General features: G+C 63.7%; 18 protein-coding genes and 1 tRNA gene. 7 read left to right on the top strand and 12 right to left on the bottom strand.

The features are described from left to right. Complete coding sequence (locus tag NKH99_RS05875; RefSeq protein WP_353013182.1) at window positions 1-1,620, top strand: ABC transporter ATP-binding protein; 1,620 nt, start codon at window positions 1-3, stop codon at window positions 1,618-1,620. A gap of 70 nt (window positions 1,621-1,690) precedes the next feature. Here NKH99_RS05875 and NKH99_RS05880 read toward each other — a convergent pair. Then, a tRNA-Pro gene (locus tag NKH99_RS05880) sits at window positions 1,691-1,767 on the bottom strand. Window positions 1,768-1,972: 205 nt separating this feature from the next. Between NKH99_RS05880 and NKH99_RS05885 the strand changes: the two genes are divergently transcribed. Then, window positions 1,973-3,487, top strand: coding sequence for a phosphomannomutase/phosphoglucomutase (locus NKH99_RS05885; RefSeq protein WP_502900001.1), 1,515 nt, complete (start codon window positions 1,973-1,975; stop codon window positions 3,485-3,487). Between the two features lie 17 nt (window positions 3,488-3,504). Then, on the top strand, window positions 3,505-5,775 hold the full coding sequence (locus tag NKH99_RS05890) for an AGE family epimerase/isomerase (RefSeq protein ID WP_352821473.1): 2,271 nt from the start codon (window positions 3,505-3,507) through the stop codon (window positions 5,773-5,775). Here the strand turns inward: NKH99_RS05890 and betB are convergent. From betB to betI, 5 genes are read right to left on the bottom strand one after another with little or no spacing between them, the layout of a single operon-like run. After that, window positions 5,739-7,202 (bottom strand): betaine-aldehyde dehydrogenase, encoded by a 1,464-nt coding sequence (betB, locus tag NKH99_RS05895; protein WP_353013186.1) that lies wholly within the window; start codon window positions 7,200-7,202, stop codon window positions 5,739-5,741. The two genes, NKH99_RS05890 and betB, sit on opposite strands and share 37 nt — an antisense overlap. Window positions 7,203-7,261: 59 nt before the next feature. Continuing rightward, a complete protein-coding gene (gene betA, locus NKH99_RS05900) occupies window positions 7,262-8,914 on the bottom strand; it encodes a choline dehydrogenase (RefSeq protein WP_353013188.1) in 1,653 nt (550 codons plus the stop codon). A gap of 3 nt (window positions 8,915-8,917) precedes the next feature. Further along, window positions 8,918-9,925, bottom strand: a complete 1,008-nt coding sequence (locus NKH99_RS05905; protein WP_502900002.1) for a pyridoxal-phosphate dependent enzyme — start codon at window positions 9,923-9,925, stop codon at window positions 8,918-8,920. Beyond that, entirely contained in the window at window positions 9,925-11,454 is a 1,530-nt protein-coding gene (gene betC / locus NKH99_RS05910) for a choline-sulfatase (protein WP_353013192.1), read from the bottom strand. Before betC ends, NKH99_RS05905 begins: the two co-directional genes overlap by 1 nt. Further along, complete coding sequence (betI, locus tag NKH99_RS05915; RefSeq protein WP_352721237.1) at window positions 11,451-12,041, bottom strand: choline-binding transcriptional repressor BetI; 591 nt, start codon at window positions 12,039-12,041, stop codon at window positions 11,451-11,453. Before betI ends, betC begins: the two co-directional genes overlap by 4 nt. A gap of 224 nt (window positions 12,042-12,265) precedes the next feature. Between betI and NKH99_RS05920 the strand changes: the two genes are divergently transcribed. Then, the gene (locus NKH99_RS05920) at window positions 12,266-13,432 is read left to right on the top strand and encodes an acetyl-CoA acetyltransferase (protein ID WP_352540731.1); all 1,167 of its coding nucleotides are present in this window, start codon (window positions 12,266-12,268) and stop codon (window positions 13,430-13,432) included. A 26-nt stretch (window positions 13,433-13,458) separates the two neighbouring features. Beyond that, on the top strand, window positions 13,459-14,463 hold the full coding sequence (locus NKH99_RS05925) for an asparaginase (RefSeq protein ID WP_353013195.1): 1,005 nt from the start codon (window positions 13,459-13,461) through the stop codon (window positions 14,461-14,463). On the opposite strand, the gene NKH99_RS05930 is transcribed toward NKH99_RS05925, so the two are convergent. Together NKH99_RS05930 and NKH99_RS05935 are read right to left on the bottom strand one after the other, a co-directional pair. Continuing rightward, window positions 14,456-15,832 (bottom strand): TIGR03808 family TAT-translocated repetitive protein, encoded by a 1,377-nt coding sequence (locus NKH99_RS05930; RefSeq protein WP_353013197.1) that lies wholly within the window; start codon window positions 15,830-15,832, stop codon window positions 14,456-14,458. The two genes, NKH99_RS05925 and NKH99_RS05930, sit on opposite strands and share 8 nt — an antisense overlap. A gap of 92 nt (window positions 15,833-15,924) precedes the next feature. Next, window positions 15,925-16,704 carry a TetR/AcrR family transcriptional regulator gene (locus tag NKH99_RS05935; RefSeq protein WP_353013198.1) on the bottom strand — a complete coding sequence of 260 codons (780 nt, stop codon included), beginning with the start codon at window positions 16,702-16,704 and terminating at the stop codon, window positions 15,925-15,927. Between the two features lie 21 nt (window positions 16,705-16,725). On the opposite strand from NKH99_RS05935, the gene NKH99_RS05940 reads away from it, so the two are divergent. Beyond that, window positions 16,726-17,544, top strand: coding sequence for a class I SAM-dependent methyltransferase (locus NKH99_RS05940; RefSeq protein ID WP_352778053.1), 819 nt, complete (start codon window positions 16,726-16,728; stop codon window positions 17,542-17,544). Window positions 17,545-17,618: 74 nt separating this feature from the next. Beyond that, on the top strand, window positions 17,619-18,092 hold the full coding sequence (locus NKH99_RS05945; protein ID WP_353013201.1) for a GreA/GreB family elongation factor: 474 nt from the start codon (window positions 17,619-17,621) through the stop codon (window positions 18,090-18,092). On the opposite strand, the gene NKH99_RS05950 is transcribed toward NKH99_RS05945, so the two are convergent. From NKH99_RS05950 to NKH99_RS05965, 4 genes are all read right to left on the bottom strand, one after another. Beyond that, window positions 18,089-18,478, bottom strand: coding sequence for a type II toxin-antitoxin system death-on-curing family toxin (locus tag NKH99_RS05950; protein ID WP_352771663.1), 390 nt, complete (start codon window positions 18,476-18,478; stop codon window positions 18,089-18,091). The genes NKH99_RS05945 and NKH99_RS05950 overlap by 4 nt on opposite strands. Next, entirely contained in the window at window positions 18,475-18,696 is a 222-nt protein-coding gene (locus NKH99_RS05955; RefSeq protein WP_352470978.1) for an AbrB/MazE/SpoVT family DNA-binding domain-containing protein, read from the bottom strand. Before NKH99_RS05955 ends, NKH99_RS05950 begins: the two co-directional genes overlap by 4 nt. A 73-nt stretch (window positions 18,697-18,769) precedes the next feature. Beyond that, window positions 18,770-20,893: a methylmalonyl-CoA mutase gene (scpA, locus tag NKH99_RS05960; protein WP_353013203.1), complete on the bottom strand. Its 2,124-nt coding sequence runs from the start codon at window positions 20,891-20,893 to the stop codon at window positions 18,770-18,772. Beyond that, window positions 20,890-22,332 carry a methylmalonyl-CoA mutase subunit beta gene (locus NKH99_RS05965; RefSeq protein WP_353013205.1) on the bottom strand — a complete coding sequence of 481 codons (1,443 nt, stop codon included), beginning with the start codon at window positions 22,330-22,332 and terminating at the stop codon, window positions 20,890-20,892. The genes scpA and NKH99_RS05965 overlap by 4 nt, the downstream gene beginning before the upstream one ends. Window positions 22,333-22,540: the final 208 nt, after the last annotated feature.

Genomic DNA, 22,540 nt, shown 5'->3' on the forward strand with positions numbered 1-22,540 from the left:
ATGGCCGCTTCCGAAACCATCCTCAGCGTCAAGGACCTTCGGGTCCGCTTCCGTACCCTCGACGGTGTGGTGGAGGCGGTGAAGGGCATCAATATCCACGTCAAATCAGGCGAGACCGTCGCCGTCGTCGGCGAATCCGGTTCCGGCAAGAGCCAGACGATGATGGCGGCGATGAGCCTGCTCGCCTCGAACGGCGAAGCCACCGGCACAGTCGATTATCGCGGCCGCAATCTTTTGATCTTGAGCAAACCCGAGCTCAACAAGATCCGCGGCCGCAAGATCAGCATGATCTTCCAGGAGCCGATGACGTCGCTAGACCCGCTCTATTCGATCGGCAACCAGCTGATCGAGCCGATCCGCAAGCATCGCGGACTTGGCGCCGCCGCGGCGCGCGAGGAGGCGCTCAAGCTGCTGGGGCTGGTCCATATTCCCGATCCGGAGCGGCGGATGAAATCCTATCCGCACGAGTTGTCGGGCGGTCAGCGCCAGCGCGTCATGATCGCCATGGCGCTGGCCAACGACCCCGACATACTGATCGCCGACGAGCCGACGACCGCGCTCGACGTCACCATCCAGGCGCAGATCCTCATGCTGCTCGCCGAATTGCAGCGCAAGCTCGGCATGGCGATCGTCTTCATCACCCACGATCTCGGCATCGTCCGGCGCTTTGCCGATCGGGTCTATGTGATGCGCTATGGCGAGGTGGTCGAGGAGGGCGAGGCGGAAGCGATCTTCGCCAACCCGCAGCACGGCTACACCAAGATGCTGCTTGCCGCCGAACCGACCGGCACCAAGGCGCCGCCGCCTCCGAATGCCCCTGTCCTGCTTGAAGGCAGAAACGTCGAGGTGACCTTCAAGATCGGCGGCGGATTTCTTGGCGGCGAGCCGCTGCTGCTGCGCGCCGTCGATCGCATTTCGATACGGCTGAAGCGCAACCAGACGATCGGCATCGTCGGCGAATCCGGCTCAGGAAAATCGACGCTCGGCCGCGCCTTGCTGCGGCTCCTGCCCAGCGACGGTATCATCCGGCTTGGTGACCGCGACATTTCCCACGCCGACCGCCAGGCGATGAGGCCGCTGCGGCGCGAATTGCAGCTTGTTTTCCAGGATCCGTTCGGCTCGCTGTCGCCACGCATGACCGTCGGCCAGATCATCACCGAGGGGCTCCTGGTCCATGAGCCCAATCTGTCGGGCAGGCAGCGCGATCTCCGCGCGGTCGATGCCTTGCTCGAAGTCGGGCTCGACCCGAACACGCGCAACCGCTATCCGCATGAATTCTCCGGCGGTCAGCGGCAGCGCATCGCCATTGCGCGCGCCATGATACTCAAGCCGAAAGTGGTGGTGCTGGACGAGCCGACCTCGGCGCTGGACCGGTCCGTGCAGAAACAGATCGTCGAATTGCTGCGCAAGCTGCAGGCCGACCACGAACTGTCCTATCTGTTCATCAGCCACGATCTCGCCGTCGTGCGCGCCATGGCCGACTACATCATCGTCATGAAGCAAGGCAAGATCGTCGAGGAGGGACCGGCCGAGGCGATCTTCGGCAATCCGCAGGCAACCTACACACAGACACTGATGGCCGCGGCCATCGATGTCACGCGATTTCGCCTGAGCGCATAGCGCGATTGGTCAGAACTGCGGCGGATGGTGGTTGTTTCGGGAACAAAAACAGCTAAGCCGCTGTTTTTTCTGGTCGGAGTGGCAGGATTTGAACCTGCGACCCCATCGTCCCGAACGATGTGCGCTACCAGGCTGCGCTACACTCCGTGACCAGACCGCGGGCTTATAGCCGCCGCGTTTGGTTACTGCAAGCGCCAATGGCAGCGCTTCTGTCGCATTTCTTTCGCTTTCGCCGCCACGTCATACAGGTTTCAGTTTCCTGTCGCACAAACACGGCTTAAAGGGCATCTGGGTAACCGTCCACTTGCCTCGAAGCACCTGATTCAGCCGCCTGGAGTTTGCAGCCTTGTCGATGAAGATCGTTAGCGATGCCAGACCAAACACTTTTGAGTTTGAAACCTCGGCGCTCGTCATGCCGTCCGGGTTTCGCGAATATGATGCGCGCTGGTGGTTCGGCCATCCCGGCTCGAACGAAACGCCGGAACTCAATCTGATCGGCGTCCAGGCGCTCGGCATGGGGCTCGGCACGCTGATCCGTCGCCTGGGTGCCGGACCCGACATCGTCACCGGTCACGATTTCCGCTCCTATTCGCTTGCCATAAAGCTGGCGCTGGTTTCCGGGCTGATGGCTGCCGGCGCACGGGTCAAGGATGTCGGGCTGGCCCTGTCGCCGATGGCTTATTTCGCCCAGTTCGCGCTCGACACGCCGTCCGTTGCCATGGTCACTGCCTCGCACAACGAGAATGGCTGGACCGGCGTCAAGATGGGCGCGGCGCGCCCGCTGACCTTCGGTCCGGAGGAGATGAGCGCGCTGAAGGCGATCGTGCTGTCAGGCGATTTCGACCTTGTCGGTGGCGGCTCCTACGCCTTCGTTGCGGATTTCCGCAAAACCTACCTTGACGATCTGACCGCGGGAAAGCGCATCTCGAGAAAGCTTAAGGTGGTGGCCGCCTGCGGCAACGGCACCGCCGGGGCTTTCGCTCCCGAGGCACTGGAAAGGATCGGCTGCGAGGTCATCCCGCTCGACGTCGAGCTCGATCACACGTTCCCCAATTACAATCCCAACCCCGAAGACATGCAGATGCTGCACGCCATTCGCGACAAGGTGCTGGAAACGGGCGCCGATGTCGGGCTCGGTTTCGACGGCGATGGCGATCGCTGCGGCGTGGTCGACAATGAAGGCAACGAGATCTTCGCCGACAAGGTCGGCGTCATGCTGGCGCGCGACATTTCGCACCTCTATCCCGGCTCGACTTTCGTCGTCGACGTCAAGTCGACCGGATTGTTCATGACCGACAAGGTGCTGCAGGAGAATGGCGCGGTCACCGACTATTGGAAGACCGGACACTCCTATATCAAGCGGCGGGTGGCCGAACTCGGCGCCGTTGCCGGTTTTGAGAAATCGGGCCACTTCTTCTTCAATCCTCCGATCGGCCGCGGCTATGACGATGGCCTGGTCACGGCTATCGCCATCTGCCAGATGCTGGATCGCAGCCCGCAAAGCAGCATGGCCGACCTCTATCGCGAGCTGCCGCTGACCTTTGGCACGCCGACCATGTCGCCACACTGCGCCGACGAGCTCAAATACGGCGTCGTCGAGCGCGTCGTAGGCGACTTTCGCAAGATGAAGGACGAGGGCACGGTCTTCGCCGGCCAGAAGATTGCCGAACTGATCACCGTCAACGGCGTCAGGGTCGTGGCGGAGGATGGTACATGGGGGTTGGTGCGGGCATCATCGAACAAGCCGGAGCTTGTGGTGGTGGTGGAGAGCCCGGTATCGTCCGAGCGGCGCCGGCAGATGTTCGAAGCCGTCGATGCGGTGCTGCGCCGCAGCCCCGAAGTCGGCGCCTACAATCAGACCTTTTGAGCACGAGGCTTGTTTTCATGACCGAACGGATCGTCAGTTTTGTGATGAGCGGCGGCGTCGGCTCGCGGCTGTGGCCGTTGTCGCGCGAGGACAATCCCAAGCAGTTCCATGATTTCTCCGGCGACGGCTCAATGCTGGCCAAGACGCTGCGCCGGCTGACCGCGCGGCTGGAAGGCGAAACGCCGGTTTTTCTGATTGCCTCGGAAAGGCATGCCGACCGCGTTCATGCCGACATTGCCGGTCACGAGCTTTCCGGCGGCGGCCCGCTGTTCGAGCCGACCGGACGCAACACCGCCGCGGCCGTCGCCTTGGCAAGCCTGCGCACGCTGTCGGAATTCGGCGACAGCCTGGTGCTGGTGGTGCCGTCCGATCATGAGATCGCGACGCCACAGCAATTCTGGCGGAGCATCGAGGCCGGCACGGCGGCCGCGCGCCAAGGCAGGCTGGTTGTGTTCGGCATCAAGCCCGCCCAACCCGAGACCGGTTACGGCTACATCGAGGTGGCCGGCGAGCGCGATGGCATCTGCGATGTCTCGCGTTTCGTCGAAAAACCCGATCTCGCCACGGCGCAGAGCTATCTCAAGGCTGGCAATTTCTACTGGAACACCGGCATCTTCCTGTTTCGCGCAAGTGCCATGCGCGACGCGTTCATGGCCTTCCAGCCCGACATCTGGAGCGCCACAGAGGCTGCCTACCAGGCTGCGACATCGGATCTTTCCGGCCTCTACATGCCTCTGGATCTCTATGCCGCCATCCCATCGACATCGATCGACTATGCGATCATGGAGCGCGCCAGCGGCATCGCCATGGTGCCGGCCGGCTTTCGCTGGAACGATCTCGGCTCCTGGCAATCGCTGCTCGACGTCGGCCCCTCCGACACGCAGGGCAATGTCATCGTCGGCGATGTCGTCGCCATCGATTGCGAGAACTCTTATATCCGCAGCGACGGCCGCCTGCTGTCGGCCATAGGCCTGAAGGACGTCGCCATCGTGTCGACCGCCGACGCCACTTTCGTCGCACCGGTCAGCCACAGCCAGAACGTCAAGAAGATCGTCGAGCAGCTCGAAAAAAGCGGCCGCCTTGAGACCAGGTTCACGCCCGCCGACGACCGCGTCATCGAAAGCGGCGCCTGGCAGCGCCGCGTGCACCATTGGCTGTTCGAGGAGACGGTGCCGTTGTGGTCGACGGTCGGCGTCGATGAGCGCCACGGCGGGTTCCACGAGGCGCTCGGCTTCGATGCCGCCCCTCTGATGAAACCCAAGCGCATGCGCACGCAGGCCAGGCAGATCTACGCCTTCGCCGTCGCCAAGGCGCGCGGCTGGAACGGCCCGGCCGATCGGCTGATCAGCCACGGCCTCGAATTCATGGCCAGGCACGGACGTACCGACAATGGCGGCTGGGTACGCACGCTCAACGTCGACGGCACCGTCGCCGACGCCGCCGAGGATGCCTATGACCATTCCTGCGTGCTCCTGGCGCTGGCGCATGCCCATATGTGCGGCAATCCCGATGCGTTGCGGCTTGGCCAGGAGACCTTTGCGTTCATCGACGCGCATCTCGAGGACGAACGCCTGACCGGCTTCCGCGAGACCTCGAGCGGCGAGGGCGAGCGCCGCTCCAACCCGCACATGCATCTGCTCGAGGCATTCCTGGCCTGGCATCAGGCGACCGGCGAGCGCGCCCATCTTCGTCGCGCCGCGCGCATCGTCGATCTGTTTCGCAGCCATTTCTTCGACCCGGAAAGCTGGACGCTGGGTGAGTATTTCGACCATGAATGGCGGCCGACCCCTGGTGAGAAGGGCACGTGGACCGAACCCGGCCATCATTTCGAATGGGCCTCGCTGCTGGTCGACTTCGCCGGCCGCAGCGGCCAGAGCGGCTTGACCGGCCTTGCCCGGAAGCTCTACGCGTCGGCGATCGCCAATGGCCTGAACCGCGCCACGGGCCTCGCCTACGGCGCCGTCTCGCGGCAAGGACTGCCGCTCGACCGCGTCTCGCGCAGCTGGCCGCAGGCCGAAGCGATCAAGGCGGCGATCGCGCTGGACGGTTCGGGCGGTCCCGACCTGAAGCCGGAGATCGAGGCACGGGTCGGCCGGCTGTTCCGCTGGCACATCAATCCGGCACCGCTCGGCCTGTGGATCGACCGCATCGACGAGCGTGGCCGCTCCTTGGCGAGCGAGGTGCCGGCCAGCATCTTCTATCATCTCGTCTGCGCGCTGACGCAGTATCTGGACGGCACGGCGCCCAAGGATCAGTACGGGCTGGCGACATCCCCGGTCTCGACATAGACCGACTTCAGCTGCGAATAGAGCGCCAGTGCCGCGAGCGAATTCTCGCGGCCGATGCCGGATTGCTTGAAGCCGCCGAAGGGGATTTCGACCGGCGTCAGATTGTAGGCGTTGATCCAGCAGGTGCCGGCCTGCAGTTCGGCAATGACACGATGGGCGCGCGCTAGGTCTCGCGTGAACACGCCTGCGGCGAGGCCGAATTCGGTGTCGTTGGCGCGATCGATCACCTCGTCCTCGCTGTCGAATTTCAGCACGCTCATAACCGGCCCGAAAATCTCCTCGCGGGCGATGCGCATCGTGTCGGTGACACCGGTGAACACCGTCGGCTCGACGAAGAAGCCGCCCTGAAAACCCTGCAGCGAAGGCACGTTGCCGCCGCAGGCGAGCACCGCGCCATCCTGCTTGCCGGCCTCGATGTAAGAGACCACCTTGTCGTGCTGCGCCTTCGAGACCAGCGGCCCCATCTGCGTGTCCGGATCGAGCGGATCGCCGATGCGGATTTTCTTCGTCCGTTCGGTCAGCCTCTCGACGAAACGGTCATGGATGCTACTCTGCACGAAGACCCGCGTGCCGTTGGAGCAGATCTGGCCGGTCGAATAGAAATTGCCGAGCATCGCGCCGCCGATGGCGTTTTCGAGGTTGGCGTCTTCGAAGACGATCAGCGGCGACTTGCCGCCGAGCTCCATCGTTGCGTGCTTCATCTTTGAGCCGGCGAGCGACAGCACTTTGCGGCCGGTTGGCACCGAGCCGGTCACCGAGACCTTGGCGACGACATCATGGCCGACAAGGCCGGCTCCGATATCGCCAAAACCCTGCACGACGTTGAACAGCCCGTCGGGCAGCCCGGCCTCGGTATAGATTTCGGCGAGCGCTAGCGCTGAAAGCGGCGTGTTTTCCGATGGTTTGAAAACCATCGCATTGCCCATGGCGAGGGCGGGTGCGGATTTCCAGCCGGCGATCTGGATCGGATAGTTCCAGGCGCCGATGCCTACGCAAACGCCGAGCGCCTCGCGCCTGGTATAGGCAAAGGGTCCGCCGAGATCCACGGCCTCGCCATTAAAGGCGGCGACGGCGCCGCCGAAATATTCCAGGCAGTCGGCCGCCGACGGGGCGTCCGCAACCAGCGTCTCCTGGATCGGCTTACCGGTATCCAGCGTCTCGATGCGCGCCAGATCGGCATTGCGCGCGCGCAAGATGTCGGCGGCGCGGCGCAGGATGCGGCCGCGTTCGACCGGCTTCAGCCGCGCCCAGGCCGGTTGTGCTGCACGCGCCGCCTCGATCGCGAGCTCCAGCACGTTCGGCGTCGCCGAGCGCAGCATGGCGATGGTCTCGCCGGTTGCCGGATAGATAACCGGCAGCGCTGCGCCGCGCTCGTCGTCGATATAGCGGCCGTTGACATAATGCGATGCCGATGGCTGGGCGCGCATGACTGTTCTCCAAATCGTCTTGTCGCGGCATGCGGAATATGCGTCCGCCGGATCATGGCCTATCTGTCCGACACCTGCCAGCGCGGATTGATCCATGGTTCCTGGTTGGACGGTGGCAGCGGCGTACGCCCGAGAATGTGGTCGGCGGCCTTCTCGCCGGTCATGATCGACGGCGCGTTGAGATTGCCGTTGGTGACGCGTGGAAAGATCGAGGAATCGGCGACCCGAAGCCCTTCGACGCCAATGACGCGGCATTCCGGATCGACGACGCTCATCGCATCATCGGCACGGCCCATCCTGCAGGTGCCGCAAGGGTGGTAGGCGCTTTCGGCGTGGTCGCGGATGAAGGCGTCGAGCTCTTCATCCGATTGTACATGCGAGCCCGGCGACAGTTCCTTGCCTCGGTACGGATCGAAGGCCGCTTGCCCGAAGATCTCGCGGGTCAGCCGGATGCAGTGGCGGAACTCCGTCCAGTCGTCCGGATGCGACATGTAGTTGAAGCGGATCACCGGGTTCGATTTGGGATCGGGCGAGCGCAGCGTGACCGAACCGCGCGACTTCGACCGCATCGGCCCGACATGCGCCTGGAAGCCGTGCGCCTTGGCCGCCGCCTTGCCGTCATAGCGGACCGCGGCCGGGATGAAATGATACTGGATATCGGGATAGTCGACGCCGGCGCGCGAGCGCACGAAGGCGGCCGCCTCGAAATGATTGGTGGCGCCGAGGCCGGACTTGAAGAACAGCCATTGTGCCCCGATCAGCGCCTTCGAGAACGGGTTCAAGACGGAGTTCAGCGTGATCGGCTTTGTCGATTCCTGCTGGATGTAAAGTTCCATATGGTCCTGCAGATTGCGGCCGACTCCGGGCCGGTCGGCGATCACCGGGATGCCGTTCTCCCTAAGGTGCTGGCCGGGGCCGATGCCGGACAGCATCAGGATCTTGGGCGAGTTGATCGAGGACGCGGCAACGATCACCTCGCGCCGCGCTCTGACCACCTGAATCCGTTTGCGCACTTCGATCTCGACGCCGGTGGCGCGTTGATTCTCGATGATTACCCGCCGGGCGAAACCCTTGACCAGGCTGACATTTTTCCGCCTCAGCGCCGGCCTCAGATAGGCGCTCGCGGCCGACCAGCGACGGCCGCCGCGGATGGTCTGCTCCATCGGCCCAAAGCCTTCCTGCTTCGCGCCGTTATAGTCGTCGGTCAGCTCGAAACCGGCCTGACGGCCTGCCTCGACGAAGGCGCCGTAGAGTGGGTTCGTCCTCGAGCCGCGCTGCACAGTCAGCGGGCCGCCGTGGCCGCGCCAGCCATTCTCGCCGCCATTGCTGTCCTCCATGCGCTTGAAGTACGGGAGCACATCGGCAAAGCCCCAGCCGGTCGCGCCCTGTTCGGCCCAATGGTCGAAGTCGCGGGCATGGCCGCGCACATAGACCATGCCGTTGATCGAGGATGAGCCTCCGATGACCTTGCCGCGCGGCGTCGCCAGCACGCGGCCGCCGAGATGCGGCTCCGGCTCGCTGGCGAAGCCCCAGTCGTAAAGGCTCATATTGAGCGGGATCGACAGCGCCGACGGCATCTGGATCAGCGGCCCGATATCGCTGCCGCCATATTCGATGACGATCACCGAATGCTTGCCGTCCTCCGACAGCCGGTAGGCCATGGCCGAGCCGGCCGAGCCGGAGCCGATGATGACGAAATCCGCTTCAAGCATGGTTCATGCGCGCCCGTGGTTCATATGCGCAATGAAATCGGCCAGCGAGACGTTGCCGCCGGTTGCCATCACCAGAACGGTCTTGCCGGCTATGTCGACCTTGCCGCCGAGCACCGCCGCCAGCGAGGCAGCGCCGGATGGCTCAAGCACCAGCTTCATCCGCTCGAAGGCAATGCGCATGGCGCGCCGCACCGACGCATCATCGACAGTGACGCCGCGAACACCGGCGGTCGTCACCGCTGCGAACGGTGCGTCGCCGGGCCGCCGCGACATCAGCCCGTCGCAGATCGATCTCGGTCCGATCGGCATGGTTTCGATGGCGCCATGCGCGAGCGACGAGCCCATGCCGTCAAAACCTTCCGGCTCGACGCCGATGATCTCCGTGGCGGGCGACAGATAGTGGAAGGCCAGCGAAACGCCACCTATCAGCCCGCCACCGCCGACCGAACAGAACAAGAGATCGGCCTCCACTTGCCTGGCGGCGAGCTGGTCGAGTGCCTCCAGTCCGGCGCCGGCCTGGCCGGCGACGATCTCCGGATCGTCGAACGGGTGCAGCAGCGCCAAGCCATCGCTCGCGGCGATCTCACGCGCTCTGGCGGCGGCGACTTCCTCACGCGCTCGCTCGCCATGGTCGGTTAGCACGACACGCGCGCCATACCCCGACGTGGCATCGCGTTTGGCGGCCGGCGCGTCGATCGGCATGACGATGGTGACGGGAATGCCAAGCGCTTGGCCAGCCGCCGCTAGCCCCTGCGCAAAATTGCCGGAGGAGTAGGCGACGACGCCCTTTTTGGTTTCGTCAGGCGAGAGCTTCTTCAGCCGCCAGTAGGCGCCGCGCACCTTGAACGATCCTGCCCATTGCAGCGATTCGGCCTTGACGAAGATGCGGGCGGCGCCGGTCTCGCGGGCAAGTGCCGCCGATTCCAGGAGCGGCGTGACCTGCGTCGCCTTGGAGGTGACGGCATAGGCCTGCCTGAGATGGTCGAGCGAGGGGACGAGACTATCTGCCATCATTCGCCTCGCGGAAAGCGCTTCTGCTCTTCGAGAAGGTCGAGGTTCATGTGGTTGCGCATGTAGCGCTCCGATGCCTTCTGCAGCGGCTGGAATTCCCAGGGATAATGGGTGCCGTTGCGCAGCGCCGGGTAGACCACCCAGCGGCGTGCCTGGCTGGCACGCACCGCTGCATCGAACGCCGCCATGTCCCAGCGCGCCCGCACCTTGTCGGAGAAAGCGGTCACCAAAGCCGCATTGGCCGGATCGGCGGCGAGGTTGGTCGATTCCAGCGGATCCGATTCAAGATCAAACAGTTGCGGCGGATCGATCTCGCAATGGATGAATTTGTAACGGCCCTCGCGCAGCGCCACCATCGGCGCGTTCGAGCCTTCGGCGGCATATTCCATCAGCACCGGCGCGGAGCGCTTCTTTCCATTCAGCAGCGGCAGCAGCGACTGGCCGTCGGTCCACGGCGCAATCGCGCTGATGTCGATGCCGGCGAGGTCGCAAAGCGTCGGCGTCACGTCGAGGTTGGAGACCGGCGTGTCGATCAGCCCGGCGGCGATGCCTTTGCCGGCGATCATCAGCGGCACCCGCGCCGAACCTTCGAAGAAGCACATCTTGAACCACAGGCCGCGCTCGCCGAGCATGTCGCCGTGATCCGAGCAGAACAGGATGATCGTGTCGTCGAGCATGCGCGTGCGCTCGAGCACCGACAGCAGCTCGCCGAGCTTGTCGTCGAGATATGAGATGTTGGCGAAATAGCCACGGCGCGCGCGGCGGATCTGCTCCGCTGTGATGTCAAAGCTGTCATAGTCGCTGGCGCGGTAGAGCCGCCGCGAATGCGGATCCTGCCTTTCGTAAGGAATAAAGCCGACCTCAGGCTCGAGCGCCGGGCAGTCCTCGTAGAGGTCCCAGTATTGCCGCCGTGCGACGTAAGGATCGTGCGGATGGGTGAAGGAAGCCGTCAAGCACCAGGGCCGATGTGCGGCATCGTCGGAGACGCGGGCAAAATCATAGAGCTTCTGCACCGCATGGAAGGCGACCTCGTCGTCATATTCCAGCTGGTTGGTGATCTCGGCAGTACCGGCGCCGCTGACGGAGCCGAGATTGTGATACCACCAGTCGATGCGCTCGCCGGGTTTGCGATAGTCGGGTGTCCAGCCGAAATCGGCCGGATAGATGTCGGTGGTCAGCCGCTCCTCGAAACCGTGCAACTGGTCCGGCCCGACGAAATGCATCTTGCCGGAGAGGCAGGTGTGATAACCTGCGGCACGCAGATGATGGGCGAAGGTCGGGATCGAAGACGCGAATTCGGCGGCGTTGTCATAGACCCCGGTGCGTGACGGCAACTGGCCGCTCATGAATGCGGCGCGGCCCGGCGCGCAGAGCGGCGAGGCCGTGTAATTGTTGCAAAAACGCGCCGAACGCGCGGCGAGCGCCTTCAGATGCGGCGCCTGCAGGAAGTCCGCCGGCCCATCCGGAAACAGCGTTCCGTTGAGCTGATCGACCATGACGATCAGGATGTTGGGTCGCTTGGATGTCACTGCTTCTGCCGTCCGCTGAGCTTCGTTTCGAGATAGTCCTCGACCAGTGCAATCGCGGTCGCGGCATCGGGAACACCGTCCTTCAGCGCGCGCCTGATATAGAGCCCGTCGATCAGCGCCGCCGTCGCTTCGGCGACCCGATCGGCCTCGCTTCTCGGCAGGATGCCGGTCAGCCCGCTGAGCAGATTGGAATGCAGCCGCCGCGCATAGACTTTGAGCAGCCGTCGAAGTGCTGCCGATTTCTGCGCCTCGACATAGAAGGCGAGCCAGGCGGCGATCGTTTCGGGCTGGAACTGGATGTCGGAAAAATTGACCGCGACCACCGCCGAGACGCGCTGGCGCGCCGTGCCGGCCGCGCGAAGTGCACGGCGCGTATCGGCGGTTAGCTCGCTCAGGATGTGCCGCATCGTCGCCAACAGCAATTCGTCTTTGGCGCCGAAATAATGGTGGGCAAGCGCCGAGGACACGCCGGCGCGCCCGGCGATTTCCGACATCGTCACATCAAGCGAACCGCGCTCGCCGATCGCCGAGATCGTTGCATCGATTAGCGCCCTGCGGCGCAACGGCTCCATTCCGAGTTTCGGCATTCTTGCTCCGGCCTGTTGGGGCAAGATTATTTTTTATTGACGCATCAATCAACAAAAATCCACCCTGATTTGCTGGCAAAAGCCAGGCACCATGACCAGATGATCAAGATCAAGCGATTGTGCGGTTCTGGCCCCTTCGCGAGGCCGGCGGAACGGTTCATGCTTGAACAATGCTGATGCGCGCGCAGTATCGCGTAGCCCGGGTCCACAGGATGGAGATCGCCATGACAGCATGCATCGTCGGTTGGGCGCATTCGCGCTTCGGCAAGCTCGAAGGCGAGACGCTGGAGGGCCTGATCACCAAGGTGGCAGTCGAGGCGCTCGATCATGCCGGCATCGGTCCGGATGACGTCGACGAGATCGTGCTCGGCCACTTCAACGCCGGGTTTTCCGCCCAGGATTTCACCGCGAGCCTGGTCCTCCAGGCCGACGACCGGCTGCGCTTCAAGCCGGCGACCCGCGTCGAGAACGCCTGCGCCACCGGCTCGGCGGCGGTCAGGCAAGGCATCCGCGCCATCGACGCCAATGCCGCCCGTATCGTGCTGGTGGTCGGCGCCGAGCAGATGACGACGACGCCCGGTCCCGAGATCGGCAAGAACCTGCTCAAGGCCTCGTATCTGCCGGAGGACGGCAACACGCCGGCAGGCTTCGCCGGCGTCTTCGGCAAGATCGCCCAAGCCTATTTCCAGCGCTACGGCGACCAGTCGGATGCGCTGGCGATGATCGCCGCCAAGAACCACAAGAACGGCGTCGACAATCCCTACGCGCAAATGCGCAAGGATTTCGGCTACGAGTTCTGCCGGCAGGAAAGCGAAAAAAACCCCTTCGTCGCCGGTCCGCTGAAGCGCACAGACTGCTCGCTGGTGTCGGACGGTGCCGCCGCGCTTGTCCTTGCCGACACGGCCACGGCGCTGAAGATGCGCCGCGCCGTCGCCTTCCGCGCCAATGAGCATGTGCAGGATTTCCTGCCGATGTCGAAGCGCGACATTCTCGCCTTCGAAGGCTGCGAGCAGGCCTGGAACCAGGCGCTGAAGCAGGCGGGCGTGACGCTCGGCGACCTGTCCTTCGTCGAGACGCATGACTGTTTCACCATCGCCGAACTGATCGAGTATGAGGCGATGGGCCTGGCAAAGCCGGGCGAGGGCGCCAAGCTGGCCCTGGATGGCGAGACGGCGAAAAATGGAAGGCTGCCGGTCAATCCGTCCGGTGGACTGAAGGCCAAGGGCCACCCGATCGGTGCCACCGGCGTATCGATGCATGTGCTGAGCGCCATGCAGCTTGTCGGCGAGGCGGGCGGCATCCAGGTGCCGGGAGCAAAACTCGGCGGCATCTTCAACATGGGCGGTGCCGCGGTCGCCAACTACGTTTCCATTCTCGACCGGATCAGATAAACCCGCCCGCATTCGCGGGAGGTGACATGGCAAATCCGGTTCTGGTCGAAGTCTTGCGCGGCCCAATCGTCGAGAGTGCTCATCGCGGCGCTGTTGCCGTCTTCGACGCCGACGGCAAGCCTGTCTGGGAGATCGGCGACACGGCACAACCGGTGTTCCCGCGTTCGGCGGTCAAGGCGATCCAGGCGCTGCCGCTGGTCGAGAGCGGCGCTGCCGATGCCTACGGCTTCGGTGATCGGGAGCTGGCGCTGGCCTGCGCCTCGCATTCCGGCGAGCCGCCACATGTCGAGCTGGCGCGCGCCATGCTGGCGAAGGCCGGCTTGGACGAGACGGCACTCGAATGCGGCGCGCATTGGCCTTCGAGCCATGGAGCGACCCTGGCACTTGCCCGCGCCGGCAGCGTGCCGAACGCGCTGCACAACAATTGTTCCGGCAAGCACTCGGGCTTTCTCTGCACCTGCGTTCACAGCGGCATCGCCCATCGTGGTTACGTCAAGGCTGGCCACGCCTCGCAGGAGATGGTGCGCGAAGCGATGCAGGCGGTGACCGGTGCTGCCCATGACGCCGATCACCGCGGCACCGACGGCTGCTCGATTCCGACCTATGCCGTGCCCCTGCGCAGCTTTGCCCTTGGCTTTGCCCGCATGGCGACAGGTGCCGGGTTCGAGCCGATGCGCGCCCGGGCGGCGAAGCGGCTGCTTTCCGCCTGCATGGCCGAGCCGTTTTTCGTCGCCGGCACGGGCAGGTCCGATGTCGCGATGATGGAGGCCGCGCCGGGCCGGATTTTCGTCAAGGGAGGCGCCGAAGGTGTTTTTTGTGCAACCCTTCCGGAGCTTGGCCTTGGCATCGCGCTGAAGTGCGACGATGGCGCCGGCCGCGCCGCTGAAGTGATGGTCGCGGCCGTGCTGGCTAAGCTGCTGCACGCCGACCAGGCGCTCGCTGCGAAACTGACCGAACAGGCAAATCCGCCTATCGAGAGCCGGATCGGTGCCAAAGTCGGTGCGCTCCGGCCGACGGCCACCCTCAACTGACGTGGTTGCGCTCGACGGTCAGATGCGCGTAGCCGGCATTGCCTGATGCGGCGAGGTCACCGGTCACTCGCTCGGCCCAGCATTGGCCGACGATCGCGCGGTTCTGGACTCCGTCGATGACATTGTCGGATATGATTGCCGTTCCGGCACCTTCAACCACGCTGACGGCGATGCCGGTTCCGGCCTTGCGGACGATGTTTCCCGTGGCGACCACATTGCGCATGAACGGTCCCCAGCCGATCTGCATGCCGTAGAGCGGCGCATTCTCGATGACGTTGCCGGAAACGATGGTGTCGGCCTCGACGCTAATGCCGTCGCCGAAGCCGGGCGCGTCGGCAGGGTAGGGGCCGCTGGTCGACAGATTGCGGACGATGTTGCCGGAGCAGACGCCCATGCGGCCGCCTTCGTTGAAGTTGACGATCGAAATACCGTTCGCAGCACCATCGACGATGTTATTGCCGATGACGGCGCCTTCGAACGAGAATTCGGAATACACGGCCGTCTCGCCCGAACGCGAGCAGGTGTTGCCGGTGATCTGCAAATTGCTGGAACTGTTGGCGCGGATCGCCGAGAACGCGCAATCCGAAACAATATTGCCGGAGATGATGACGTTGCCGGCGCGGAAGGCGTTGATACCGTTGCCGTTCTGGCCGGTTCCGCCGCCGCGCGCCTGGATGCGTTCGATCCGGTTGCCGCTGACGATGGTGCCGTCTTCCGCTGCCTGCCAGCGGTGCACGAGGATGCCGCCATTGGCGCAGTCGGAGACGCTATTGCCTGATATTTCCAGGCCATCGGCCTCGACCGAATAGATGCCGGCATCGGCCGCACCGGATATCTCCGAGCGCTGGATGCGGCCCCAGGCGTGTTCGAGCGCCAGACCGTTCTTGCCGCTGCCGGTCATCTGGCAGTTGTCGACGACCAGATGGGCGATGCGGCGCAGATCGAGCAGGCCTTGCGTGTAGTCGCCCATCCAGCGGTTGCTGCCATCGAACACCAGCCCGCTGAGTTCGATATGCTCGGCCCGTTCGGCCATGATGAGATGGCCATTGCCGCCATAGACGATCCGCGATGCGCCCGGCACGCCGGACAGGCGCACCCGGCCGGGCAGCGACAGGTTGGAAACGATATAGATCCCCGGCGGCAGGAACACCGGCATGTCGCGGTCGTGCGCGTCGCGCAGCAGCTTGGTGAAAGCCTTGCTCTGATCGTCAAGCGCACCGGGCCGGACGCCGAGCTCGGTCGCGTTGATCGCGCCACGCATCGCGGCTTTCTCAATGCCGGGCAGGTTCTTCCCCGCTGCCTTGCCAAGCGAAAGCCCCATGATGGCAAAGCCGGTGGTCTGCGCAAGCAGCGTTCTTCTGTTCAACATCGGCACAGATCCCTTGCGTCCAACGCTCACGCCGCAGGATTCGTGCCAGACTAGCCCGGTCGAATTCGTGGTGAAAATCTGACGCTTGGCCCCTATTCGATCCTCGTTGGCTCAGCGATCACCGCCCCGTTGAAGGCAAGTTGCAGGAATATCTGGTCGATCTCCGCGGGAGACAGCTTCGTATCCCTCTCAAGCCACCAGTGCATCACTTCAAAGAACGCGCCAACGATGAAGCGTGTGGCGATCTCAAGTCTGACTCCGCCTTCATCACCTTGGATATTCGCCAACTCATGGCGAACCTGCCTGCTTATCCAGCCGCGGATCTCTTCTGGCATTTCGCGCTTTTTCCCGCCCATCAGCGCACGGTGCATCTCCCGCGTGGCATGAGCATGCTCGAACACCGGACCGCTGAAGGAAAAGCCCTTGGCGTTCCGCTGCGAATGGCGTTCGGCACCGTGTGCCTGCAAGGTCTTCAGATGGTCGTCGATCGTTGCTTTCCTCAAGTAGTCCTTGTCGGGATAGTGTGTGTAGAAAGTCGAGCGGCCGACATCGGCTTCCCTGCAGATGTCCTCGACCGTGATCGCCGTATATCCCTTCTCGGCGGTCAGTCTGAAAAGCGCCTGCTGCAGTCGGCTGCGGGTCCTGGCGACCCGACGGTCGATCGGTCCGGCTGGCATCGGCAACATCCTTTTCCGGCCAAAGGACACCAAATCGTCCAGTATTGGGCGCGTCGGTGCGATGTGGCCAGTAAAACTGATACTGGACACACTGTCCAGTATCATATGCTCTTGCGGAAGGCCCAGCGCGATGCCCGGCTGGCCGGAGATAAAGCAATGCACCAACGTCTTTTCGGAACAATAGTTGGAGGGCATGCGCTAGTCGCGCTCGTCAAAGTGGCCGTGGTGCTCGCGGCATTTTTCTCGTTGGGACAGGCAAATGCGGTCTTTTCCTTGGGAGTTCCCGTCCTCCTGCTTCATGCTGGTGCACTCGTCGTAGTCGCGAGCTTATTGATATGGCAAAGCGCTCACGGGCGGCTGTCCGCCAAGGCCCGCAGACCGGCCGCCAGCGAGGAGAAGGCGCCGCATGTCGGCATCACGCTTCATTCCGCCGCCCTGTACGATATGCTGGCGTGGCTTCTGACCTTCGGTCGCGAACGTGCTTTTCGCGAAAGGATATTAAGCTTTGCGAAGCTGAAACCGGGAGAAGTGGTCCTGGATGTCGGGTGCGGCACCGGCACCACCGCGCTCCTTGCCAGACAGAAGGTGGGGCCGGAGGGGCGTGTGCACGGCGTCGACGCCTCCGCCGAAATGGTTGCGCGCGCGACGGCAAAGGCCCGGCGAGCCGGGCTACAAGTCGGGTTCTCGACCGCCACCGCTCAGGAACTGCCTTTCAAGGATGGGGAATTTGATGTCGTCCTCAGCACGCTGATGTTCCACCATCTTCCAAAGAAGGGCCGCGAGGATTTCGGCAGAGAAGCCTTCCGCGTCCTGAAGGCGGGCGGTCGCGTGCTTATCGTCGATTTTGCAAAACCGCCGCGCCGGAAGAGCACCTTTCGGCTCCACCGGCATGGTTACGTCGATTTGGACAAAATCGCAGCGGATCTCGGCCGGCTCGGCTTCAATATCGTTGAGCGAGGCGACGTCGGAACCAAGGGGCTCCGCTATCTAATTGCGCAGCCGGACCCCAAGCGGCTGTTAAACGTCGGGTATTGAACCCAGATTTCCGTCACCATCCTCTTCTTCAGCAATGGCTTGTGGAGTCGTCGCGCCGGGCCTAAGTTCGTCGGATGAGCAGGGCCTTCACCCGCGAGGAAGACAGCGAAAACGCCATTGCCGGCATCGGCGAGCGGCCGATCAGCCATCACCGCAATCTGGTCACGGAACGCGGCATGGCGCTGATCGATGCCGAGGTGGCCGCTCTGCGCGACGAACTGGGCAGAGCCGAGAAGAGGGCCGACCGCGAGCGCATCGCGCTGGTGTCGCGTGATCTCCGCTACTGGACGGCGCGGCGCGAAAGCGCCGAGCTTTCGGTGCCGGAACCGGGCAGCGACATGGTTCGCTTCGGCATGGGTGTCACCCTGGAAAGCGACGACGGCAAGAAGGTGCACTGGAAGATCGTCGGCGAGGACGAAGCCAATCCCGCCAAGGGGACAATTTCCCATATGTCGCCGATGGCGATGGCGCTGTTCGGCAAGAAGGTCGGCGAAGTTGCCGTGGTCAACGGTAAGGAATGGGAGATCGTCAAGCTCTCCGACAGTTAGTCTTCGAGCTTGACGACATGATCGCGGAAGAACGCCGCGGCGCCGGCCTCGTCGATTTCGCCGGCGGCGACGCCGATGACGAATTCGTAAAGCATGCCGTCATTGGCCGACAGGGCATAACCATTCACAATCAGAAATGCGCCGGCCGCGACAATGGCCGTGCGTTTGTTGCCGTCGACAAAGGCATGATTTCTGGCAATGCCGAAGACATAGGCGGCTGCGAGTTCCTCAACCGACGGGTCTCCGTAGTTGGCCTTGTTTTCGGCGCGAGCGAGCGCCGATTCGAGGGCATTTTCATCCCTCAAGCCTTGTGCTCCGCCGTGTCGGCGCAACTGCTCCGCGTGCATGGCTTCGACTGCACGCCGCGTCAGAAACTCCCAGCTCATTCGGCGAGCTTCTGAAGCGCGACCTTGTATTTGTCCATGACCTCGCGGGCAGCTTTCATTTGCCGCTCGAAGCTGTCGTCCACCGGCCTCAGCGCAAAACCGTCACCTGTTTCAACGATTTGAAGCTGGTCGCCGGCCTTCAGGTTCAGACGATCGAGAAGTTCCCTCGGCAGGATCACGCCTTCGGAATTGCCGATCTTGCGAATGGTCGTGTTCATGGTGAGGCATCCTGTTGCAACGCTGATTATAACGCAGTGTGTTTCTTGTTACAACAGGCATTATAACAAGGCGTCAGCCGGCCTGCAGCAGCCGGTCCATCAGCCGCTCCGCCGCTTCCGGGATGACCGTGCCGGGCGGGAAGATTTCAGTGGCGCCTGCCTGCCGGACTGCGTCGTAATCCTGCGGTGGAATGACGCCGCCGGCGACGATCAGCATGTCGTCGCGGCCGAGCTTCTTCAGCGCATGCTTGAGTTCGGGAATAAGCGTCAAATGGCCCGCAGCCAGCGACGAGGCGCCGACGATGTGCACGTCATGCTCGACCGCCAGCCTGGCGATCTCGTCCGGAGTCTGGAACATCGGCCCGACGGTGACGTCGAAGCCTAGGTCGGCAAAGGCGGTTGCGATCACTTTCTGGCCGCGATCATGGCCGTCTTGCCCCATCTTGGCGACCAGAATGCGCGGCTTGCCGCCGGACTTCTCCTCGAACGCGACGATCTTGTCCTGCAGCCGGTCGACCACGGGATTGTCGCCGAGCGCGTTGCGATAGACGCCGGAGATCGTCTGCACCGAGGCGACATGGCGGCCGAAAACCTTTTCCAGCGCCAGCGAAATCTCGCCGACCGTGGCGTTGGCGCGTGCGGCCCGGATGGCGAATTCCAGCAGGTTTCCGTTACTCCCGGCAGCACGGGTAAGCGCATCGAGCGCGCTCTCGACGGCGGCGACGTCACGCGTACCTTTCAGCCGCTGCAGCTTCGACAATTGCCGTGCCCTGACCTCGGCATTGTCGATCTTCAGCACGTCGACTTCGATGTCCGTGCCGGGACGGTGGGCATTGACACCGACCACGATCTGTTCGCCGGAATCGATGCGCGCCTGGGTGCGCGCGGCAGCCTCTTCGATGCGCAGCTTCGGTAGGCCCTTTTCGATCGCCGCGGCCATGCCGCCGAGGCTCTCGACCTCCTCGATATGCGCAAGCGCACGCGCCGCCAGATCATGTGTCAGCCGTTCGACATAGGCGGAGCCGCCCCACGGGTCGATAATGCGCGTCGTGCCGGACTCCTTCTGCAGGATGAGCTGTGTGTTGCGGGCGATGCGGGCCGAATGGTCGGTCGGCAGCGCCATTGCCTCGTCGAAGGAATTGGTGTGCAGCGACTGCGTATGGCCTTGAGTGGCGGCCATCGCCTCGATCATGGTGCGGATGATGTTGTTGTAGGGATCCTGCGCCGTCAGCGACCAGCCCGAAGTCTGGCAATGGGTGCGCAGCGACAGCGAGCGCTCGTCCTTCGGCGAAAAGTTCTTCAGCATCAGGCTGGCCCACAAAAGGCGCGCTGCTCTCAGCTTGGCGACTTCCATGAAGAAATTCATGCCGATCGCCCAGAAGAAGGAAAGGCGCGGCGCGAAACGGTCGATGTCGAGGCCGGCCGCGACGCCGGCGCGGGCATATTCGATGCCGTCTGCAATCGTGTAGGCGAGCTCGAGATCCGCCGTCGCTCCCGCCTCCTGCATGTGATAGCCGGAGATCGAGATCGAATTGAACTTCGGCATGTGCTTCGACGTGTAGGAAAAAATATCCGACACGATCCGCATCGAAGGTTTTGGCGGATAGATGTAGGTGTTGCGCACCATGAACTCTTTCAGGATGTCGTTCTGAATGGTCCCAGTGAGATCCTTCTGCGCGACGCCCTGTTCCTCCGCCGCCACAATATAGAGCGCCATGATCGGCAGCACCGCGCCGTTCATCGTCATCGATACCGTCATCTCGTTAAGCGGGATGCCGTCGAACAACTGGCGCGTGTCGAGAATGGAATCGATGGCGACGCCGGCCATGCCGACATCGCCGGCGACGCGCGGATGGTCGCTGTCGTAGCCGCGGTGCGTGGCGAGATCGAAGGCGACCGACAGGCCTTTCTGGCCGGCGGCAAGGTTGCGCCGGTAGAAGGCGTTGGACTCTTCGGCCGTCGAGAAGCCGGCATATTGCCGGATCGTCCAGGGTTGCTGGACATACATCGTCGGATAGGGGCCGCGCACGAAAGGCGGCAGGCCCGGATAGGTATCGAGATGTGGCAAGCCCTTGAGATCGCCCTGGCTGTAGAGATGCTTGATGGCGATGCCTTCCGGCGTCATCCGCTGGCCTTTGATCTCGACCGGCGCCCGCCGTGGCGGCGACCAGGCGATCTGGCTGAAATTCGGGATCATGGCGCGGCTCCGATCGACTGATCGATGCGGATCGGAAATAGCGGCTCGCACACCGCAACGCCTTCGGTGAAGGCAGGCCGCCGCTCCGCCGCCAGCGTCTCGACCGGACGCTCGGTCTTCGACGGGTGCAGCGTCGTGCCGACGATCGCCCGTTCGCCCGCCTGGTAGGCTGTGTTGCGGCGGGCGGAAGCTGCCTGGACGCGCCTCTGGATGTGCCCTTGCTCAAGGCTGGTCAGCACGCCGCCTTCCGCCTCGATCTGCTGGAACTCCTGCCAGGCCGCCGCGCAGAGCTCCGCAGTCAGCGCTTCGACGGCGCCCGAACCGCAAACCGGATCGGCCACGTGGTCGATATGGCTTTCATTGGCCATGATCAGTTGCGCGTTGCGGGCAACGCGGCGAGCAAAACCCGCGGGTAGGCCGTACGCGATCGTGTGCGGCAGGATGGCGATCGAATCCGCGCCGCCGGCGGCAGCCGCGAAAGCGGCGATGGTGGTGCGCAGGATGTTGGTTTCCGGGTCGGCCGCCGTCATCATCCGGAAGGAGGTTTCGGCATGGATGCTGGCGCTGGAGGGCGGTATCGAGCAGGCCTCCTGGACACGCGCCCACAGCCTGCGCAACGCCCTGACCTTGGCCGTCGAAACGAACTGGTCCTGGTCGACGCTGAGCGCAAAACCGATATGCGGCGCCGCGTAGACGAGCGGCTGGCGCGCCTTCTCGAACAGCCTCAAATAGGAGACGGCCGAGGCGAGCATGGTGCCAAGCTCCTGCGCCTCGGTGGCGCCGGCATTGTGGAATACCCGCCCGTCGGCCTCCAGCAGCACGCCGGGCACACCCATCGAAAAGAAATGCGCCAGCGATTGCGGCATCGAAGCCTGTAAAGCCTCGATCGACATGCGCAGCCTGCCGGTCCCGGCAAAGATCGCCGCCGGATCGATGCCGAAGGAGAGGTTGAGCTTTGCCGGGTCGGAGCGGCGCTTGGTCAAAAACGCCACCAGCCAGTCGGCCACGGCACGGCTCCAGGGATGGGCGTCGATGCGGATCTGGATGCGGTTGAGCGGCACGCCGTCGAGCACGCCCTCCAGCGCCTCCGCCGTCCTCGGCAAGCCATAGCCGAAGGCGTTCGGCGCACCCTCGAAGACAAGCGACAGTCCGGTGGCACCCTGCGCGACGTCTTCCAGCGCCTGCGCACTGGCGCGGCCTATGTCTGGATCGTCGATGCGCTGGCTGACGATCCACGGTGATCCCGGGTTGGCGCGCACGACAGGCTCGGCGGTTACCGAACGCTCGTAGAGCGGCTCGATGCGGATGGCGTCGTCCGTATGCGAGACGAGCTTTTCCTCGAAGGACCCGCCGGCCAGCGCCTTCTCCGCCAGCGCCAGCCATCGTTGCCGGTCGACGTTCGGAAGTTCGGCATCCTGGGTCAAGGCACCGGCGCCCATCGGTTCTCCTCGTTCTAGCGGCCGCAGCGGCCGACTATGTCAGTCTACGGTCCCCGGCCCGATATCACAATGCAGCACACATGCCGTGCAACTCGCCTTCCGTGACGGTGACCGTCAACCGATTGCCAAACATGGGCAGGTTCCGCAAGCTCCAAAAGCCATTTTCGACGGTGCCCATTGTCGCTGCGCAATGGCCTCACTATACCTG

Origin of the sequence: Mesorhizobium sp. M0854, from assembly GCF_040319815.1 — a bacterium.
GTDB lineage: Bacteria > Pseudomonadota > Alphaproteobacteria > Rhizobiales > Rhizobiaceae > Mesorhizobium.

What these genes read in the sequence shown, in the direction of transcription:
- NKH99_RS05875 (WP_353013182.1), top strand. Translation starts at nt 1, where the DNA reads ATGGCCGCTTCCGAAACCATCCTCAGCGTCAAGGACCTTCGGGTCCGC.
- NKH99_RS05885 (WP_502900001.1), top strand. Translation starts at nt 1,973, where the DNA reads ATGAAGATCGTTAGCGATGCCAGACCAAACACTTTTGAGTTTGAAACC.
- NKH99_RS05890 (WP_352821473.1), top strand. Translation starts at nt 3,505, where the DNA reads ATGACCGAACGGATCGTCAGTTTTGTGATGAGCGGCGGCGTCGGCTCG.
- betB (WP_353013186.1), bottom strand. Translation starts at nt 7,202, where the DNA reads ATGCGCGCCCAGCCATCGGCATCGCATTATGTCAACGGCCGCTATATC.
- betA (WP_353013188.1), bottom strand. Translation starts at nt 8,914, where the DNA reads ATGCTTGAAGCGGATTTCGTCATCATCGGCTCCGGCTCGGCCGGCTCG.
- NKH99_RS05905 (WP_502900002.1), bottom strand. Translation starts at nt 9,925, where the DNA reads ATGGCAGATAGTCTCGTCCCCTCGCTCGACCATCTCAGGCAGGCCTAT.
- betI (WP_352721237.1), bottom strand. Translation starts at nt 12,041, where the DNA reads ATGCCGAAACTCGGAATGGAGCCGTTGCGCCGCAGGGCGCTAATCGAT.
- NKH99_RS05920 (WP_352540731.1), top strand. Translation starts at nt 12,266, where the DNA reads ATGACAGCATGCATCGTCGGTTGGGCGCATTCGCGCTTCGGCAAGCTC.
- NKH99_RS05925 (WP_353013195.1), top strand. Translation starts at nt 13,459, where the DNA reads ATGGCAAATCCGGTTCTGGTCGAAGTCTTGCGCGGCCCAATCGTCGAG.
- NKH99_RS05930 (WP_353013197.1), bottom strand. Translation starts at nt 15,832, where the DNA reads ATGTTGAACAGAAGAACGCTGCTTGCGCAGACCACCGGCTTTGCCATC.
- NKH99_RS05935 (WP_353013198.1), bottom strand. Translation starts at nt 16,704, where the DNA reads ATGCCCTCCAACTATTGTTCCGAAAAGACGTTGGTGCATTGCTTTATC.
- NKH99_RS05945 (WP_353013201.1), top strand. Translation starts at nt 17,619, where the DNA reads ATGAGCAGGGCCTTCACCCGCGAGGAAGACAGCGAAAACGCCATTGCC.
- NKH99_RS05950 (WP_352771663.1), bottom strand. Translation starts at nt 18,478, where the DNA reads ATGAGCTGGGAGTTTCTGACGCGGCGTGCAGTCGAAGCCATGCACGCG.
- NKH99_RS05955 (WP_352470978.1), bottom strand. Translation starts at nt 18,696, where the DNA reads ATGAACACGACCATTCGCAAGATCGGCAATTCCGAAGGCGTGATCCTG.
- scpA (WP_353013203.1), bottom strand. Translation starts at nt 20,893, where the DNA reads ATGATCCCGAATTTCAGCCAGATCGCCTGGTCGCCGCCACGGCGGGCG.
- NKH99_RS05965 (WP_353013205.1), bottom strand. Translation starts at nt 22,332, where the DNA reads ATGGGCGCCGGTGCCTTGACCCAGGATGCCGAACTTCCGAACGTCGAC.